Here is a 13,565-nt window from a genome sequence, read left to right on the forward strand (position 1 = left end):
ATACAGAGTATTGAGGCGAAAGCTAGGGATGAAAAAGCTGCCGGTTAAACGGTAGCTTTTTGCTGTTAATGGGGTGCTTTCGTCAAGCAGATATCTTACTCCATTAAAAATTTACAATCGAATGATATACAGAGTTAACAAAAATAAGTAGAATAAAGCTTGGACATCCAGAGAATAACTGTCAATTTAAACGAAGGAGGCAGGGGGAAGATGTTTGAAATGAAGCCATGACTATTTATGGAATCGTTTCCAGATGTCTTATGGCAGGCTCTGTATGAACCTAATTCCAACAACAAAGGAGCTTACTTGATGAGATTGAAGAGGATTGTCGCCAATGTATGCATACTGGCTTCACTGTTCTCTAGTGCTTCAATTTTAACCCCTACAGCGGCGTTCGCCGATGTAAGCCAAAGCAACAACCGAAATTGGATGGAGCAGGTTGACCAGGCAAATCCTGAGTTCAAACACAAAACGATTCGCGATATCCTTTTGCCAGGTACGCACGACACGGGTACGGGTACAATGAACTCCGGTTCGACGTTAGCGCCTGATGCGGCTAATCTCCTGCCTTGGCTGGGCAGTATTCCAGCAGATCTCCTTAATAAATTTTCCCTGGACAAGTCCAAAACGCAAAACATGAACGTACAAGGCCAGCTGAATGCGGGCATACGCTACCTCGATCTGCGAGTCGGTCCATACATGTACCGGGATGGCATGTACCTGGTTACGGATCCAAACGATCTGCGGACGATGCACTTTTTATACTCGGAGAAAGTATCGGATATTCTTGGCTCAGTCAAATCGTTCCTGGATCAAAATCCGAAGGAAGTTATCGTCCTCGACTTCCAGGCCTTCTACCAAATGGATGCCGGCGCTTTCGGGCAGCTGATGGCAGAACTCAATCCCCTGTACGACATGATGGTTCCTGAATCGTGGGGGATGGATACAACGCTAGAAGAAATGTGGCAGTCCAATAAAAGAGTCATCGTTTACTTTGGTTCTAAAAATAAATATTGGCCAAGCCAAACAGCCACGGAACAGACAAGTGAATCCATTGCTAAATACGTTCCGGATGCTGGCGGAAAGTTATGGGACCGGGATTCAATGGTTCGTTCCTATTGGCCGAATACAAGCAGCGTAAGCGAACTGCAAACGAAAATGGATACTGAGATTGGCGATGCTTACCAATACTTGGATAAGCTGCATGTTATGCAAAATATCATAACGGTAGATCCAATGGGCAGCACATCCATAGAGGCTGCAGCTGCGGAAGCAAACCGCATTGCTACAAACGGACTGCAGCTCAACTGGCAGAGCCAAAGAGCGAATGTCATCATGCTGGACTTTTTTAACAATTCAGATGCGGTGAACATAATCAAAAAACTGAATATGGCGCCAGCCGCCCCGGTCCTTCAAGAAGAAGGGGTTTATCTCTGGCAAAACGCCAATTATGCAGGTCGCCTGAACCGGGTCATCGGAGAGAGTTCGGATTTGTCCCAGCTTAACGTTGGCGACAATGCGGTGTCCTCGATTAAAATCGTAGGTCCATATCAGGTAGAATTGTTTACGGAAAAAGATTTCAAAGGCCAAAAAACAGTTATCGACGGCAGTCAGCCGAACTTGAACACTACTTTCCCGGCGTTTCACGACCAAATCTCCTCTGTACGTGTTGTCCGGTATGGCGATGAAAGCGGTATTTTCCTTTATAAGGATCCCAACTACCAGGGGGCGCGCATCCGGCTGACTACAGACGAGAGTAACTTCAGCCTCACCTCGCTTGGCAACGACCAGGCTTCTTCTCTGGAGGTTGTCGGCAATTATTCCGTAACGGCTTATTTCGATGCAAATTACGGAGGCACATCCCAAACCTATACGTCCAGCCAAGCTTCTCTGTCTACTTTTGATGACAAGATCAGCTCTGTGAAAGTCAACGACTTGGCTCCAGAAGTGAATTCTGCCAAAAAATCTTTGCAAATTACTTACACCGGAACAGACAGCGCCGAAGGCGTCACGCAAAATATCACGCTTCCGAGCAGCCTAAACGGGACAACGATTAGCTGGCAATCGTCCAACGCTTCTATCATCGCTGCCAATGGCACCGTAACACGTCCGGCGCAAAACACGGAGGTTACGCTGACCGCAACCATCAGCAAAAACGGGAAGTCTGACACCAAAAGATTCAAGCTCACCGTTGTGAATAACGCACTCGGCTTGGATGTAGCGTCTCTCGCAATCGGATATGCACCGGGCGATCAATCGGCGAGCATTACGCAAAACATCACACTGCCGGCGAGAGGCACAAACGGCTCCTTTATTACTTGGACCTCCAACCATTCTGCGGTTTCTGCAAGCGGAGTTGTTACCCGTTCCATCTCAGGAAATACACCGGTTATTTTGACGGCTACCTTGAGCCTTGGCGGTCAAACGACGACAAAAACGTTCCCTGTTACGGTCATTCAAAATAAAGCTGGTGCGGTAAGCGCAGCCAAGGCTGCATTAACGATTGGCTATTCAGGAAGCGATACGGTAGACAGTGTAACAAACAACCTATTTTTACCTACAAACGGCGCCAACGGCGCTACGATTCAGTGGCAGTCCAGTGATCAAGGCGCCGTTTATCTGAACGGTGCGGTAACGCGTCCGCAAAATGGCGGGAACAAAGCCGTAGCATTGACGGCAACGATTACCGTCGGAGACGTCTCGGATACAAAATCGTTCCTCGTAACCGTTCTGTACGATCCTTCCTTAATTACGGATCTTGGTAATCTAATGATCGGCTTCGCTGGCAACGATTCGGCTGCTAGTGTGACGAAGAACCTGTTCCTGCCAACTACGGGAGCAAGCGGCGCAATCATTGAGTGGTACTCCGGTTCTCAATCCATCATCTCTAACGATGGAAAAGTCAATCGGCCTTTGAATGGGAATGCAGTCGTTAATCTGTTAGCGACGGTTCGGATGCCATCTGGTGGAACGATGTTTACAAAGAATTTCATGCTCACCGTGACGGGCCTGTCCGACGCGCCGGCAGGCTTTGTGAAATGCGCTTCGGAAGGCGAAACATGCAACTTCAACGGTCAACAGGCCGTCAAATACGGCACGTCGATTTTTTATACAACAAAGAATTTTTCGGCTCCAATCAATTGCGGAGTCTCGGCCTTCAACGCTGACCCGTATATGGGCTACAGCAAAAACTGCTACACTCCGGACAACTCCCCGAACTGGGTCGATTGCGCGGATGAGAACGGCGTGTGCACGTTTAGTGGCACTCAGGTCGTGAAATTCGGAGCGAATGACAAATACTACAGCGGGCAATTTACTTCTTCTGTCAACTGTGACAGCACCCAGTTTGGCGGCGATCCGCTTCCCGGTACAGTTAAAAAGTGCAAAGTGTACCAGCCGGGCAACTCGGTCAGCTATCAGGCTGAAGATGCGATTCACACAATCGGAAAGAAGGGCAGCGCTGGCAGCGGCTGGTACGGGACAGGCTTTTGGAATTTTGATAGCGGCTATGGCTACATCCGCTGGACGTTCGATGCCCCTTCCGATGGATATTACAAATTAAGCTTCAGATACGCCAACGGCGATTCCGCTGCCCGTAATATGCAAATGTGGATGGATGGAGCAGAAGTTGTTAACTCGCTGCCTTTCGTTTCCACAGGAAACTGGAACACGACGTGGAATACGGTTGAGCAGCTGGTCTACCTGACCGCCGGCTCCCATCAAATGACGCTTCAAACTAGGGATAAAAGCGGTCCTAATATGGACCAGCTGACGGTCATTCCTATGCAGTAAAGCACGGTTCAAAGAGGCTGTCCCAGTCACATATGTGACTTTAGGGGCAGCCTCTTTGGCATTAACGGTGCAGCTTGCGGTACTGCGATGGACTCATGCCCATATGTTTGGTGAATACCCGGCTGAAATAATACCCGCTCATATACCCGCAATTTTCCGCAATCCGATCCAGCGTAAACTGTGTCTCCTGCAAAAGAATCTTCCCTCTTTCCACTCGAAGCGATGTTATATAGTTATTGGGAGTCATTCCATACATACGGAAAAAACGCCTGGAAAACTGGACGGGGCTCAAACCGACCTTGGCCGCGATTTCCATAATATTGAACGGGGTAAAGAGCGCCTCGTGAATCAGTACGGCCGCCTTTTCGATAAGCGGATCCGACGATCCGAATAATTTTAGCTCAAGCTGATTTTCATTGAAATAAGAGTAAAACAGATCCGCCAATACGATGTTGCGCCATTGGCAGGAAACGGGATCAATTCGATCCTTCAGCTTCCGGAGGCTGGCATAGCAGCTCCTTAATTGCGCTTCGTCAAAAATGGACACTTTGCTGGTCGGCAGCACCAAGGACCGGCTTGGGAGCGGCCTTGGGCTTGCAGAGTCTTCCCAGGCAAAAGAGACAAAATGAAACGTCAAAGGCTCTATTAATCGCCGAGTCATCGGTGTGTTCGGAGGGATTAACACAAGATCGCCAAAACGAGCGGTCGCGGATTCCGTTTCAATTTCAAACCAAAACGAGCCTTCTTCAACGGCGAACATCGTCCAATGCTCATATTGATCCGTTTCCAGCAGGAATTGTGTCTTTTTTTTCCAATACGTATAGTCGTTGATTGTGGGGGTAAAGGCTTGATACGATCCTGCTTCAATTTTCAATCGAATCCCACCTTATTGCGCAATGTAATCCAACTATAGATAAATTTATCCGCCATGTAAATGGTGCTCATGCGGGATTTATCGTTTGAAATTTTGTGTATGATTCTTGTTAGATTTGTGTATTTTCACAAGGGGCGGGAGGACGCTACAATCTTTATGAATCCGGTTTCATGAATCAAGAATTGAGGTGCGGAAGCTTGAAGAGGCGTTTGAAACTGATGGTTGCAGCTGGCATTTTACTATGTCTTACAATTATGATAACGCTTTATAACTCTACCTTATTTAAGGAATCTAATTCAAAGGCGACAGTTGTCACAATAAATAACACGCCGATTGGCACGGAAGAATTCCAGCTGTTTCTGGACCAGCAGCGCTCAGACACAGTCGGCTATTTTAAAGAGAAATACGGAGCTGTTGATTCGCCGGATTTCTGGACAACTGCTTTCGGAGACGAGGTCCCAATTGAGAAAGCAAAACAGCTTGCTTTGGATGCGCTTACATCGGTAAAAATTCAGCAGCTATTGGCAAAGCAGGAGGGTCTTGTGCAGGAGCTGGATTATCCTGCTTTTCTGCAGCAGCTCGCCAAGGAAAATAAACGGAGAGAGACCGCTGTGCAGCAAAAAAAAGTCATCTACGGCCCTGTTCAATATGACGCTTGGAGCTATTACAACTATTTGTTCAGCAATCTTGTGAATGATTTGAAATCCAAATTGAAGGCGCAAGACGAGGCGGCGTCAGACGAGACGCTTCGGGAATTTTATAACCGGATCAAGGACCCTTTATATCGTGAGAAAAAGGAAATCACCGTCGAACAATTGTACATTTCGAACAACGACGGTCAAGGCTGGGATTCGGCCGAAGCCAAACAATCCGCTTTCGACAAGCTCCAAGAGGCGGCTGCATCCGTGAGGAAAGGCGCTTCATTTGCTGAGGCCGCAGCTCACGACGGAGGAACGTTTGAGTTTCAATTGAAAGAGCAGCGATTCGACCAGCGTTCGTCAAAGCAGGATGCCGAGCTGTCCAAGGCATTGCGCGATTGGGCCATGCAAGCGAAAAAAGGGCAGGTAAGCGAGCCGATTGAGGCAGCTGACGGCATGTATGTGCTCCGGCTATTGACTACTAAGGGAGGTGATTTTCAAACGTTTGAACACGTGAAAGAAGAACTGAAAATCCGATACGCGGAGGATCGCTATCAGCGTAGAATTCAGATCTTGCGTTCCGAAGCACATGTAGTCGTCAACACCAAGCACTATCAATCCATAAAGTGAGAGGAAGAATGTTGTGATGAGCAAAAATAAGCACAAAACTCTAGTCTGGACATGCGTAGCCGTTCTGTTTGCGGCACTGCTGCCGTTCTGGCCCATTCAGACAGCGGCGGCGGCAGGAACGACCTATTATGTCGATTCCTCCGGCGGAAATGATGCAAATGACGGCCTCAGCCCTGGTTCAGCTTGGCAGCATTTGTCCAAAGTGAACGGAACGACGTTCGCTCCCGGCGACACGATTCTGTTAAAATCCGGAAGCTCCTGGACGGAACAGCTGTATCCGAAAGGCAGCGGTACAGCAGGGAATCCAATTAAGATTAATCGCTACGGAACAGGCGCTAAGCCGATCATTAACTTCAACATTGCATCGCTTTTTGCAAACGGCGGCGAATTCAACAGCAACGGAGCCGTATTTCTTAAAAACCAGGAGTACTGGGAATTAAGCAACTTAGACGTAACGAACAATCTAGGTAACGGCGTTTCCATTTTGAACTTTAACGGTGGCTCGTTGAATTACATTCGTCTGAATAATTTGAATGTCCACGATACCGCCAAAAACGGCATACTCCTATCATCGGACGGAGAGACTATAAGCAAGTGGAACGATGTCATCATTGAAAATAATACGATTACCAATGCCGGCACACAGGCAGCCATTCGAACCGAGGCTAATCGAATCGGAGCTAGTACGACCCCGGCGCGCAGCACAAATTTACTTGTCCGCAATAACGTTGTCACAGATAGCAAGTACGATGGAATTGTCGTAACGGATTCCACCAATCCTCTAATTGAGTACAACGTAGTGAACGGGGCGGGGACGACGGCGGGGTACTACGATTGCATCGCGGGCATCTGGGCTTTCTCCACAAGCGGCGCCGTATTCCAACATAACGAAGCGTTTAATGTGAAAAATACAAACGGACTCTGCGATCGTCAAGGCTTTGACGCGGATTACGAAACGACGGCAACGACATTCCAATATAATTACAGCCACGATAATGCCGGCGGTTTCCTGCTTGTCATGGGAAGTGCGTTTCAGGTTACCGTTCGCTACAATATGATTATGGAAGCTGGCTTTAATGGCAGTGCTGGCGGCCATTTGACCGCGTATAACAATACGATTTATGTTCCCGCAGACGCAGTAAATCCTGATATTACCTCAGACACCGGTACCGAAAATATGATTGCAACAGGTTCATCCAAAAACAATATCGTTTACCGTGCAGGCACGGTAGGGAAGTTGCCGACCGACGGCGCTATGAAAAGCAATAACTTGATTTATGGCATTTCCTTACCGACAAGCTATAACAGCACGAATCTGAACGTTGATCCGCAATTTGTCGGTCCGCTTCCGACTACGATGCCAATCGGCATCAACAATGTCGGAGCTTTCCGGATTAAGCCGACATCACCGGCCATTAACGCCGGAGCTCTCATTGCATCCAACGGAGGCAAAGATTACTTTGGCGGAACCGTCGTTGCCGATGATGTACCGAATATTGGAGCCGATAACCGTTATAACACGCCTCCAGCGGCAGTTATCGTTGACAACGGAACGGCCGGTTATCAAGAGACCTCCGGCACGTTCAGCAACAGTTCGCTGCCAGGCTACAACAATTCCTCCACTCGTTATTCGAACGCTATCGGAGCCAGCGTCAAGTGGACGCCAACATTAGATGCCGGTACCTATAAAGTCTCGATTTACCGGGTCGTTAATTCGTCCAGCGACAACAATGCGCAAGTTCTCGTCAATTCCGCCGCAGGTTTGTCCAGTCCAATTTCAGTTAACTTCACGAGCGGTACAAGCGGTTGGCATGAGCTCGGCACCTATACCTTTAATGCCGGAACAGGAGGGTATGTGACAAATACCTTTAGCGGCAACAGCGGTAAAAACTTGAGAGCCGACGCGGTGCGGTTTGAAAAAATCAGCTAATAAACGGAAGCCTAATAAAGCGCGTTCCCAAGCTCAAGCTTGGGGATGCGTTTTTTAATAAGAACATTGACAAATGGGATCATTTTACTAAATACTTATTTTCTAGCATTAGCACGATATTTTGCGATTGAAAAATACACAGCAGGATGTGATAAGGTGGAAAAAATAAGGCTTCGCGCCTGCGCGTTAATTATTGAGAATGACGCTATTTTACTTATCGAGTTTAAAAATGATCATGATGACGGGGTTCATTATAATTTGCCCGCAGGCGGCCTAGAACCAGGCGAGACATTAATAGAAGCTGCCACACGGGAAGCAAAAGAAGAGGCAAACGTTGAAGTAGAAATTGGTAAGGTTGCATTTGTATACGAGTACCAGCCAACAAAAAACAATTGCATTTATGGTGATACTCACTCCGTTGGGGTAACATTCGAATGCAAATTAAAACCCGGCTCATATCCCGAGCTTCCTGAAAAACCGGATCCTAATCAAACTGACGTAAAATGGATACCGATCTCCGAGCTCCATTCCATTCAATTATATCCGGAGATAAACCAAGACATTATAGATTATTACAACGGCGTTAATTACCGCAACTATGTGGAAGAAAGCCAACTTCAAGAAGCAAATTACCGCGTTAACAAAAAACATTAAAAAGCCGCGATTTTCGCGGCTTTTCCTTAAAACCATTATTTTCGATACCGGTTCATCTTATTAAACAGTACAGCATGTACAGCAGGGTGTTTCCGCATCAGCATAATGACGAAGAATAAGCTGGTCAAGCCGGTTATGGCCCACAACATCCAGTTGTCCGTCCCCTTCGAGAATACAATATAGGGCACCATTTCCTTCATCAGCTCTTCTCGAAGAGCCCGGGAGCTTTCAAGCTCGCCGCTTGCATATTCACTAATAATAATGATTATTACAACCGCAAACCACCCGTACATGTACTTCATCCCGGTGCGCATTTCGACAATCTGCTGCCCCTTGGAATGAGCGGTTTTTACTTTAACTCCGCTGACCTGCAGCGCCGCAATGCAATAAGCGCAAACAATCAAAATCGCCAGATTTAGCAGGCTCCGAAGCTCCCAGTCAAACGATACAACAAGCATAATTAAGCTATAGGCTGGAATAATGGCTAGGCGCAACCAAGAAATCTTTTCATACTTCATTTGTTTTTTTGTAACATATGCAATCAACAACACAAGGATTAACATGCTGACTTGTCTCCGTTTATACTTTAATTTGGCTTCTGCCGGAATTTTGCTTAATCCATTGATTCAGTTCCCTTGTAATCAGCTTACTCCGAATCACCAGGAACACCCAAGAGCAGGTATAAAAAATGACCATGCTGCCCAAGTAGCTCATCCATGTAGTTCCCTGCAGCCAGCCGTTGAAAAATGAGGCCGCCCAGACGACTAGGTTCATTCCAGCAAAATGGATAACTAGCGCTGCTAAAAAATTGAGACGTTCAATGTCGAATAACACGCTTAAAATTCCGGCGCAAATCGAAACCAGGAAAATGCTCAATATCGATTCTTTTGTTAAAGTCGGCGCTGTCTGATTAAAAAGAGAGACGAACAAAAAGACGAACGAGCCTAAGCCTAATCCGTTGATCACGCGCGTCATCCACTTCATGGTTACCCCCGAATTCTTCCTCTCTGCGTCGTTACATATCGATACGTAATCACAATTCCGCCAAAGAATAGTCCAACCGTCGTTCCGCTGATCGCAGTATACAACATATTAAAGCTTAGTCTGTTGACGGCATCCGTATCCATATACATGTAGATGTTCAAGGAATATTTAATTAAAAAGTTAAAAAGAATAATAAACAGCGGGAAATAATTTTTGGCTCGAATTACTGCGCCATTTCTTACAAAAAAGCGGTATGTTTTCTGATACAGCATTGTTCCCAGAAAAACGCCAATGGCAAGAAACACGAGATACGTCAGGATTGAAGAAAAAGGATGGGCAAATTTAGCTACAATGTTATACAGTCCCCAAACAATGAAGACTCCGGGAACAAGGAACGATTTTAAAATATTTACTTCCCGTTCCTGCGATGTGGAAATTCCTCTCTGGACTAAAAACGCCAGCAACAGCCACACATAAATTGGCGTAAGCTCAATAATTTTCACCAAAACTTTAAATACATCAACCATTTAACAGCCACTCCTTAACGATCTTGTTTAGTTCAGGAATCCGATCTGCAATTGACCGTCCTGTCTGTTACATGTTCATTGTAGGGTGCCCGTTAAACGAAGCCTAGCAGATCCGACATAAGCGGCGGATTTTTCATCACAAGAGGTTAATCGAGCTGTTGAAGATGTTCTTTTAACGCTCTCACATATCTTCTGGATACGATTAATTTCTCTTTATTCGTTAATTGAGCTGTTATATTTCCGTTCAGGCCTGACTCAAATTCGGTGATCATGTAGACGTTCACAATGGCCGATTTGGATATGCGTACAAAATATTTTGGCATAGAGTGTTCCAGTTTATACAACGGGCCTGGAATTTCATAAACGTCATTTTGCGTGTAGATAAAAATTTTTCTTTCCACGTACTCCAGATACAAAATGCTTGAATAATCCAATTTTCGCTCCCTTTGTTCTCCAGCTTTGCGGATAAAGAGATGGGAAGACGGATTATTTTCAATGAGTTGAACTAGGTTCTGAATAAATGGCGTCATTCGATGGGCAAGAAAAAGGACGCTTTCTTCAATCTTTTCCGGAATGATTTTAATTTTGACCTTCATTTTCTTCTCATCGCACCGCCTGACTTAAAATCGTTCAGCACTAATGTATCATATCGGAATGACCGGTTCTACGCTAAGGCAGAGCACGAAAAAAATGCCTTATGAAGTCTGCGGGCTTCGCATCGTTCACAAGGCATTGAATGATTAACGTATTTCCTGTTTTTCAGCTGGTTTACCGGAAGAGCGCAGCCAGGCGAAAAGTACGACGAATATGAGAACGCCCAGGGCAAGGAACAAGCCGTTGGATACATTCAGATTGGCCGTTTCCAATGACAGCTGTCTGTTCGCAACCGCACCATCTCGCCAAGTGACAAATGCCAGCATACAAATGACAATGGCAATGGAGGAGGCGAGCTGTTCAATCAGATCATTTAACACAGAGCCTTCTACAAGTCTTTCCTCGGGTAAAGCACCCATTCCAGAGGTAGTGGCGGGGATGCTGGAAAGACCAAATCCGGCTCCGCGCAGAGCCATTAACAGCGTAATATACCAGAACGGGGAGTCGGGAGTTAAACAGCCAAGCAGCAGCGTTGTTACCCCGGTTATAAAAAGGCCCCATGCGACTACTTTCCGGGCACCGTTCCGGTCCAGAATTTTACCTCCAACCAGCATAAAAATCCCTGTCATGATGGCATCAGGAATAAATAAAAGGCCCGTGTACGTCGCACTGAGATGATACACATTCTGAATTACGATCGGAATCAGAAAAAACGATAAATAATATCCAACCGCAGTCAAAGTTGTAACAACTGTGCCAATTCGAAACTCCCGTATTTTCAGCAGTGAAAAATTCAATAATGAATGTTTGCGCCGTCCAACGATAAACAGCAGCATAAAGGCTAATCCTGCGAACAAAACTCCCCAATGCAGCAGGCTGGAAGTCCGTTCAACCGTGTTCATTTCGCCGAGTGCGTACAAGGATAAGCCGATACCGGCTGCTAGAAACAAATAACCTTTTGCATCAAAAGGGGATGTTTGATTGCTCTCAGAATCAGGTTTAAGAAAAACGATTCCTGCGATTAAACCAAGCAGACCTGTCGGTAGGTTAATCAGAAATAACAGCACAGGATCCCCATGATCGATGACCAAGCCGCCAAGAGTAGGCCCTAACGTAGGGGCAAGCATACTGACTACGCCCCAAATTCCCGTTGCCATACCTCTTTGCTCAACAGGAACAGCCGCAAAAATAAGCGTAATTGATAATGGGGTCAGAAGACCCGCACCAAATCCCTGCAAGGCTCGGCAAGTGATCAACACCGGAAGATTCCCGCTTGCTGCCGCAGCAGCAGAACCGATCAGAAACAGAATCAGGCCCGCCAAGTATACTTTTTTGGAGCCAAATCGTCTGCTGAAAAATCCGGTAAGCGGAAGTGTAAGGCCCATGACCAATACATAACTATTTATAATCCAACTGACGCTTAATTCATCCGTCTTGAATTGCTCTGCAAAAGCAGGCAAGGCCGGATTAAGCAAGCTTGTATTTAGAATTACCGTAAATGTTCCAAGCAGTACAGCCAGAATAACCGGCCATGTCCGCGTATTTTGTTTCATGTTTTTCTCCTCCAGGCGGTACCTCAAGGAAAAAAGCGAATCCACATATCGTTAAAGTTGAATTATGCTATTCGCCTGAGGCCCATTAATGAATGATATGGGTACTCTCTGGCGAGAAGATGATGAGCTGGTGCATGGACCGGGTCACTTCCTTTCTTGACAAGTATAATAAGGGACTTCCTTTAAGTCCAGAGGTGTTAAAAAGCAATTTCTACATGACACAACAAAAAGTTTACAGATATGGGGATTGTAGTATAATCTTGCCTTGCAACTGAGATTGGTGCTATCAGCTCTTTTTAAGAAAGCGCTTTCTGTTACTATGAACCTGTACCTTAATCTAATGCGGGGTGAACCTAGTGAACCCGATTCGAAAAAGCTTTGACGCTCAGCCTGTCTTTCCCTTTGCGTGTACATTTAGAGAAACAAAAACGTTACAGCGGGAATTGCCGGATCATGTGCATGATTGGTTCGAGCTTGTCTACATATACTGCGGCAAAGGCTCGTTTTTTATCGATCAGACCATTTATGACATTCGAGAGGGCGATTTATTTATCATTCCCGGCAATACCATCCATCGCGCTATGCCTGACACGATAGAACCGCTGACCACAACCGCAATTTTTTTTGACCCGCTTTGCATCGATCTGACTTCACTTGGCGAGACATTTTCATACTTGCAATGTTTTGAACGCGCTCAAAAAAGCAAAAATTTCAAATACCTGCACACCGGCGCTCCATCAATCGCTCGAAACTTATTTGAATCAGATGGAGTCCGAACTCAAGCTTAAAAGCGACGGGTACCGGCATGCTATTGTGTTAAATCTTCATCACATCCTGCTTGACTGACTGCGATTAAAATGCACATTCAATAAAGCGTTTGATGGGGATCCATCCACTCATTTTGACGCGGCCAACGGCAATGATCAGTACGCAGGAATCGATCTGGGAGAAGGCAATGCCAAAACGGTCAAAGTGATTCGCTTCTATCCAAGAGAAACGTTCGCGTTCAGAATGAACGGAGGGAAGTTTCAAGGCTCGAACACCTCGTCATCGAGCGGTTTTGTGGATCTGTATACGATTTCCGGAAATTCGGCGAATGGCTGGAACGAGGTTACGATTGCAGACCCTGCAGCATACCGTTATCTTCGTTATGTATCTCCTAACGGCGGCTTTGGGAATGTAAAGGAGATTGAATTTTACGGAGCTCCATAAGCGGAGGAAGCGATGGATGTGCAAGCGCAGCCGGGTCGCCGCGCATTAATTGTTGCCAGCCTGTCATTGAGTTGACAGGCTTAGCAACATTGCCTGCCCAAAGGTACATGCATTGCTTGCCCATTCGTACGTTATCAGGTTTCGGAATCTCCCCTATAATCGCCTTATCACATAGAT

Annotated in this window: 12 protein-coding genes; 6 read left to right on the plus strand and 6 right to left on the minus strand. The window is 46.3% G+C overall.

The window, feature by feature from the left end; translation table 11 throughout:
- Positions 1-309 precede the first annotated feature (309 nt).
- Positions 310-3,792, plus strand: coding sequence for an immunoglobulin-like domain-containing protein (locus M3223_RS15810; RefSeq protein ID WP_251563202.1), 3,483 nt, complete (start codon positions 310-312; stop codon positions 3,790-3,792).
- A gap of 61 nt (positions 3,793-3,853) precedes the next feature.
- Here M3223_RS15810 and M3223_RS15815 read toward each other — a convergent pair whose 3' ends face one another.
- Positions 3,854-4,666 (minus strand): AraC family transcriptional regulator, encoded by an 813-nt coding sequence (locus tag M3223_RS15815; protein WP_251563204.1) that lies wholly within the window; start codon positions 4,664-4,666, stop codon positions 3,854-3,856.
- Positions 4,667-4,884: 218 nt separating this feature from the next.
- On the opposite strand from M3223_RS15815, the gene M3223_RS15820 reads away from it, so the two are divergent.
- From M3223_RS15820 to M3223_RS15830, 3 genes are all read left to right on the plus strand, one after another.
- Complete coding sequence (locus M3223_RS15820) at positions 4,885-5,934, plus strand: peptidylprolyl isomerase (protein ID WP_251563206.1); 1,050 nt, start codon at positions 4,885-4,887, stop codon at positions 5,932-5,934.
- Positions 5,935-5,950: 16 nt separating this feature from the next.
- Entirely contained in the window at positions 5,951-7,864 is a 1,914-nt protein-coding gene (locus tag M3223_RS15825; protein ID WP_251563208.1) for a right-handed parallel beta-helix repeat-containing protein, read from the plus strand.
- Positions 7,865-8,020: 156 nt separating this feature from the next.
- Positions 8,021-8,518 carry an NUDIX domain-containing protein gene (locus tag M3223_RS15830; protein WP_251563210.1) on the plus strand — a complete coding sequence of 166 codons (498 nt, stop codon included), beginning with the start codon at positions 8,021-8,023 and terminating at the stop codon, positions 8,516-8,518.
- A 35-nt stretch (positions 8,519-8,553) separates the two neighbouring features.
- Here M3223_RS15830 and M3223_RS15835 read toward each other — a convergent pair whose 3' ends face one another.
- The 5 genes from M3223_RS15835 to M3223_RS15855 form a co-directional block, all read right to left on the minus strand.
- A complete protein-coding gene (locus M3223_RS15835; protein WP_251563212.1) occupies positions 8,554-9,012 on the minus strand; it encodes a hypothetical protein in 459 nt (152 codons plus the stop codon).
- A gap of 85 nt (positions 9,013-9,097) precedes the next feature.
- Positions 9,098-9,502: a DUF3021 domain-containing protein gene (locus tag M3223_RS15840; RefSeq protein ID WP_251563214.1), complete on the minus strand. Its 405-nt coding sequence runs from the start codon at positions 9,500-9,502 to the stop codon at positions 9,098-9,100.
- 2 nt (positions 9,503-9,504) lie between these two features.
- The gene (locus M3223_RS15845; RefSeq protein ID WP_251563216.1) at positions 9,505-10,029 is read right to left on the minus strand and encodes a hypothetical protein; all 525 of its coding nucleotides are present in this window, start codon (positions 10,027-10,029) and stop codon (positions 9,505-9,507) included.
- A 146-nt stretch (positions 10,030-10,175) separates the two neighbouring features.
- Entirely contained in the window at positions 10,176-10,625 is a 450-nt protein-coding gene (locus tag M3223_RS15850; RefSeq protein WP_251563218.1) for a LytTR family DNA-binding domain-containing protein, read from the minus strand.
- A gap of 144 nt (positions 10,626-10,769) precedes the next feature.
- On the minus strand, positions 10,770-12,176 hold the full coding sequence (locus M3223_RS15855; protein WP_251563220.1) for a DHA2 family efflux MFS transporter permease subunit: 1,407 nt from the start codon (positions 12,174-12,176) through the stop codon (positions 10,770-10,772).
- A gap of 356 nt (positions 12,177-12,532) precedes the next feature.
- Here M3223_RS15855 and M3223_RS15860 point away from each other — a divergent pair, with 356 nt between their 5' ends.
- On the plus strand, positions 12,533-12,964 hold the full coding sequence (locus tag M3223_RS15860) for an AraC family ligand binding domain-containing protein (protein WP_251563222.1): 432 nt from the start codon (positions 12,533-12,535) through the stop codon (positions 12,962-12,964).
- A 58-nt stretch (positions 12,965-13,022) separates the two neighbouring features.
- On the plus strand, positions 13,023-13,388 hold the full coding sequence (locus tag M3223_RS24550; protein ID WP_353057710.1) for a discoidin domain-containing protein: 366 nt from the start codon (positions 13,023-13,025) through the stop codon (positions 13,386-13,388).
- The last annotated feature ends 177 nt before the right edge of the window (positions 13,389-13,565 follow it).

Origin of the sequence: Paenibacillus pasadenensis (genome assembly GCF_023715725.1) — a bacterium.
Classification (GTDB): domain Bacteria; phylum Bacillota; class Bacilli; order Paenibacillales; family Paenibacillaceae; genus Paenibacillus_O; species Paenibacillus_O pasadenensis_A.